Source organism: Mycobacterium sp., from assembly GCF_035506235.1.
In the GTDB taxonomy this organism is placed as follows: domain Bacteria; phylum Actinomycetota; class Actinomycetes; order Mycobacteriales; family Mycobacteriaceae; genus Mycobacterium.
Window position 1 is genome coordinate 1 of sequence record NZ_DATJPU010000251.1, and the last position, 5,576, is coordinate 5,576.

At 64.8% G+C, this 5,576-nt stretch carries 4 protein-coding genes; 1 reads left to right on the top strand and 3 read right to left on the bottom strand.

The window, feature by feature from the left end:
* Nucleotides 1–307 precede the first annotated feature (307 nt).
* From VMD50_RS23430 to VMD50_RS23440, 3 genes are read right to left on the bottom strand one after another with little or no spacing between them, the layout of a single operon-like run.
* Nucleotides 308–865, bottom strand: coding sequence for a tyrosine-type recombinase/integrase (locus VMD50_RS23430; RefSeq protein ID WP_325431235.1), 558 nt, complete (start codon nucleotides 863–865; stop codon nucleotides 308–310).
* Nucleotides 837–1,643: an Arm DNA-binding domain-containing protein gene (locus tag VMD50_RS23435; protein ID WP_325431229.1), complete on the bottom strand. Its 807-nt coding sequence runs from the start codon at nucleotides 1,641–1,643 to the stop codon at nucleotides 837–839. Before VMD50_RS23435 ends, VMD50_RS23430 begins: the two co-directional genes overlap by 29 nt.
* Nucleotides 1,640–1,825, bottom strand: a complete 186-nt coding sequence (locus VMD50_RS23440; RefSeq protein WP_325431231.1) for a helix-turn-helix domain-containing protein — start codon at nucleotides 1,823–1,825, stop codon at nucleotides 1,640–1,642. Before VMD50_RS23440 ends, VMD50_RS23435 begins: the two co-directional genes overlap by 4 nt.
* 512 nt (nucleotides 1,826–2,337) lie before the next feature.
* Between VMD50_RS23440 and mobF the strand changes: the two genes are divergently transcribed.
* Nucleotides 2,338–5,169 (top strand): MobF family relaxase, encoded by a 2,832-nt coding sequence (gene mobF / locus VMD50_RS23445; protein WP_325431233.1) that lies wholly within the window; start codon nucleotides 2,338–2,340, stop codon nucleotides 5,167–5,169.
* Nucleotides 5,170–5,576: the final 407 nt, after the last annotated feature.

Consider the following 5,576-nt stretch of genomic DNA (forward strand, 5'->3'; position numbering starts at 1 on the left):
CGCTAGACCCGCTGGCCAACTCCGACTCGAAGGTCCCGTCTTGCGGTAGCCAATCCGCGCATTTCAGACTGACACGCGTCGACACGACACGCTCACCCCGACAGCGAACCCCATCTGGCAACGAAGCGGCGGCCACGACGCCGGCCGCGGCCGCCGCTTCACCCTGCCTCTTGACAGACTGAACTACATATCAGCTCATAACCCAGAGGTCGCAGGTTCGAATCCTGTCCCCGCTACCAGCGGAAACGGCCCCCGGAGGACCCTCCGGGGGCCATTTTCATCCCACTTGTGAATGGATTTGTGAACGTTAGCCTTGCTTATCGTCGGATTCCGGATCCCAGCCGGCGCCTATCAGGAACGACGCTGCCTGCTCAGCGGCGGCGCGGTCGTCGTTCTTTAGGACGTGGGCATATGTCTCAAGAAAGAACCCCACGTTGGCGTGTCCGATCCGCTCGCTGACCACCTTCGGGCTCAGCCCCGCTTTCAGCGCGCTGGTCGCGTAGGAGTGCCGCAGATCATGGAATGTGATCCGTGAAAGCCCAGCAGCTGCAGCCAGGCGGTCGAACCGCTGCCGGATAGTGTCCGGATGCGGTGGGCGACCGTCCTCGAAGGTGAACACATAGTCGTCGGGGTAATAGGCGGCGCCGAGCAATTCTCGCTCGGCGTTCTGGCGCTCGCGCCATCTGCGCAGCGCGGCAAGAGTGGTGCGGTCGATTGATATCGTCTTATCGGCGTTGCGGGATTTGCCTCCGGCTTTGTCCCGCGCGTGCCCGCGGACTACCACCCGATTGTCGTGGGTAGTAATCTCGCCAGCATCCAGGTCGACCGCTGACCACTTAAGACCACAGATCTGGCCCCGCCGGATACCCGGTTGTCAGTTCGAGCAGGAAGAGCGCCGCGAACCGATCGCGCTGCACCGACAGTAGGAATTTCTGGATCTCGCTGGGGTCCCACACGGTACGCCGTTTGCGAGGGCGCTTGGGGGGCTTGATGTTGCTCGCCGGGTTGTATGCGATGTACTTCCACGTGACGGCATCAACGAGGGCCCGGTGCATCATTGCGTGGATGTTGCGCACCGTTTTGGGGGCGAGACCGGGAGAGAGCGCGGTCGGGACAATCCCCGATTCGTACCGGCGTAGCGCCGTCCGCGCCGCGTGGATCGTCGTGCCGCATGCCTCGGAAACCTCAAGAGGTTTTGGGTTTTCCCCGTTCGCGACACGCGCGGACCAGTAGCGGAACATCTCGGTATTCCGATCACGCTTGACTCGCCCCTCAACCAGGAGCAGTGCATAGAGCTTCAACAGCTGTGGCTCATTGAGCCTCTGGAGCCGCTCTTCGCCGAGCCGCGGAACCACGTACGCGTTGGCATAGTCTTTCCAGTTTTGCCAGGTGGTCGCATCCAGCGATGCCTCTACGGCTGCGAGCCACTCGGCGAGGAACTGAGCTACTGTGCGAGTCGAGGGACTCACGATGCGGCCACGATCGGCGTCGCGCATCGCTTCGCGGCACGCCTTCCATGCTTCTTTCTCGGTTGTAAATCCGCCCTTAGAGATCGTCGGGTACGTCCCCGTCGCGGGATCCTTGCTTGGGCTCAGGAAGCGATACGTCCACGTCTTACCACGCTGGTACACAGAGCCTTTCACGAGGCCAGCTCACGAAGGCCGGCGGTTACCACATAGACGCGGCCGCCGAGCCGACGAACCGGCAACTCTCCGGACGCCACCAGTCGATAGGCCGCGGCCCGGCTGATTCCCAGCAGCTGCGCAGCTCGTGGCACCGCGAGCAGAAGCGGCAGATCATTGAACACGTTGTCTTCCAATTTCATTCACCACCCTCCGTAGAGTCGTGTCGGACAAGGGCTTGTCAGATGGGCCGCACCACTGTGTAGGTTGTCGCCCAGTCGGCTTCGCGCCTCGGAGGGCCGTTGATCGCCTCGGTCTCACCAAGGCTCACAACACCACTGTAATTCCTCACGGTGACGCCTCGTGCAGAACTTTTGCGCTCCGCTCGGTGGGATAGCTTCGCAGCGCCTTCGGCTCAATTCGATTCGAGGCGGCCGCGCAATCCGTCCGCCGAGACGAGCGCACCCAGCCACCACGGTTATCCCCAACCCTTTCGCGATCCACAACCCCGATCCTTCCCATAACATCCCAAAAACACTGCCCCCGTTACACTTACACTCACCTGTTCCACAGCATCCCAATCTCGACCACCGCCCCAAAATTCTGCACGGCACATTGGCACAGAGGTGCAATACTGATTTGTGGGTGCGCTGCGCACGCCCCCAAATCCCGTCCGCTACAGCTGGTTTGACTCGCTAAGGTTGTGAGATCGCCTGTGTTGACGATCTCTCGGCTGTCGCGGTGGAGCATCAACTACTACAACGAGACTGCCCGCCACGCTTCGCGGGCCGGGCTGGATCGCCAGCGAGCCAACGGCGGGTTGGGGGAGTATTACTCCGAAGGCGATACCCGGACACCGACGTGGCTGATCGTCGGCGACACCGCCCGCACGGTGGAGCTGGTGGGCCTTGATGGGCGCGCTGCTGATGGGGGTAGCGCTGATCCTGACGTGGTGCAGCGTTGGCTTGATGACGGGATCGCCCCCAACGGGCATGCTGGACGGTCCTTCACCAGGGGCAGTGTGCACGGGTTCGATCTCACCTTCGCGGCACCGAAAAGTGTGTCGCTGCTGCGGGTCTTGACTGATGACCGTGGAGAAAAGACGATGCAGGTCGCCCATGCGCGGGCCATCACCGCGGCGATGACTTATCTGCATCAGCACGCCGGATACACCCGAGTACACAACCCGCTCACCGGCGCCAAGGACTTGCAGCGGTTGCCGGGGCTGGTGGGCATCGGCTATCAGCATGAAACCTCGCGGTGCGGAGATCCGCATCTGCATACCCATGTGATCGTGCCCAACCGTCAGGCCCGCGCGGACGGGGTGCTGGTGTCGGTTGACTCCAAGTCGCTGTTTCACGAAGCCAAAGCCGCCGGTGTCATCTATCAGGCTGTGCTGCGCCACGAGCTGCACGCCGAACTGGGCGTGGAATGGGCTCCGGTGGATCTGTTTACCGGGATGGCCGAGGTCGCCGCGGTCACCAAGGAGTGCATCAAGGTGTGGTCGCAGCGCTCCACGAAGCTGCGCGAGTGGGCGCACAACAATCTGGTGGTCGTTGATGGTGAGCCGAGCGCGCAGCAGCTGGCCGCTGCGCAGAAAGCCACGCGCCCGGCTAAACCGGAATCGACATCGTGGGCCGCGCTCAAAGACGACTGGCGCGCTGACCCGCGGCGACTGCACCTGGACCGCGGCGCGCATCGGGCGGCGCACGAGGCGCGCCGCGCAGCGCCGCGTTACCGCGCGCGACTGGAGCGCATGGTCGCGGGCATCGACAAGGCCGCGTTCACGCGCGCGGATCTGGTGGAGCTGGTGGGCTCGCTGTTACCGGTGGACGCGCCCGGGGATGCGCGCGCGCTGATCGAGCAGCTGGTGGACAGGTTCGGTATCCGGGTCAGCCCGCCGCGGCAGGCGCATCACCGCGAGGGACACGAGATGTTCACCGTGGACGCGGTGATCGCCGAGGAGGAGCGCGTCTTTGACCTGGTGGACGCGGTCGATAACCGCGCGCGGCTGGATGTGCGTCCGGTGGACCTCGCTGGCCTGTCGGCGGATCAGGCGCGCGTCATCGCCAACATCGCGCACTCGCCGTATTTGGTGCAGCCGCTGCAGGCGCCGGCGGGCGCGGGCAAAACGCATTCGCTGCAAGCGCTGCGCGCCGGTGCGCACCGCGCCAACAAAAAGGTCCTTGTGCTCGCACCCACCGGCAAGGCCGTCGATGAGGCGCTGCGCGGCGGGGCCGGAAACCGCGGCCTCACCGTGGCCAAAGCGCTGAGCCTCATCGACGGCAACGAGCTGCAGGTCGGTCAGCGCACCGTGATCGTGGTCGATGAAGCTGGCATGGTCGGTACCCCCGAACTGCGACGACTCCTCGACACCGCCACGTCCGCGCAGGCAAAGATCGTCCTGGTCGGCGATGCGCATCAGCTGGCGCCGGTCAAAGCCCGCGGCGGCCTGTTCGAGCAGCTCTGCGATGACCTGCCCTGGTCGCAGCGCCTTGCTGAGGTGTGGCGGATGCGTGACCCCGCCGAACGCGACGCCTCACTAGCCTTGCGGTCCGCGCGCGGCAACCGGCTACGCAAAGCCATCGGCTGGTACCGCAACCACGACCGCCTGCACACCGGAGACCAGATCGCCATGGCCGCCGACGCCACCAACGCCTACATCACAGCCCGCGCCGCCAGCAAAGACGTCGCGATCCTGTGTGACACCTGGGAAATCGCCGACGCCATCAACCAACGCCTGCACGACCACTTCACCAACCCCACCGCACCTAGTGTGCAGGTGGCTCGCGATCAGCAGGTCCGCGCCGGGGATCTCATCCTGAGCCGCCAAAACGATGCCACCGTGGCCGTCGAACCCGGCACGCAGTGCCGCCGCGGGGCGCAGGTCGATCAGGTCCGCAACGGCAACCGCTGGCGCGTGGTCGGCGTCGACGCCGAGCAAGGCCGCATCGCCGCCGAGCGGCTCACCGATAAGGCCCGTGTCATCTTCCAAGGCGACTATCTGCGTGAGCACGTCACCCTGGGCTACGCGGGCACCGTGCACTCCGCTCAAGGCATGACCATCGGCAACACCAACCAACAGGGCATCTGTTGGACCATCGTGTCCGATCGCGCCAGTCGCGCCATGGCCTACGTCGCCATGACCCGCGGCCGCGACGAAAACCACCTCGCCATCTATCCGGCGATCACTAACGAAGCCCAAACGCACCGCGGAGCTGACCTTGGCATCCACCAGATGCATCGCGGCACCAAACACGCCGCCGCCCACGCGCTCCACACCATCCTGACCGCCAACGACGACCGGGCCCGCACCATGCACACCATCGCCGCACGCACCGACCGCAAGCTCTTGCCCGCCGCCGTGGCGGCCTTACTCGACCGCAACGACCAACGCTGCACTGACCGCGCGCAGGCGTGGCGCCACTACGGGGCCCAAACCCGCGCTCGCGAAGCCGCATTCGAACGCATCACCGATGCCAGACGACAAGGTCGTGAACGCGCACGTAGCCGCCGTGCTGACCGTGGGTACGGTCTCGAACTTTAGTTGCCTGCCCGAACATTTCGACACCGGAGCACCAGGCTGAACGTCGTGGCCACGCAAAGCACTTGCCTGAAGCAATGGTGAGGATATTCCATACTGCTATAGATGGTGCGCGGGCGGTGGCCATGACGGTGGCCTGAGGGACTTACGTTGATCGCGATCTTCATGCGCGCAGCCGGTCACACTCGAGCGTCGAGAAAGTCGGTGCAGCCGGGCTCGGGCTCGGGCTCGATGACTTCGGCATCCACGATCGGGGGGGCCGGCCTAGCACGAACGGCAGCGACGGCATGAATTCGGGGCCTAATCTCCCTCGCCGCCGCCTCGTCCCTTGCCGTGGCCTTTACCAGGGCCGGGCCATGGCTGAACCGGAGGCTGTTGCGTTGGAGGGGGCGGCGGCGCGGGGTTGCTGA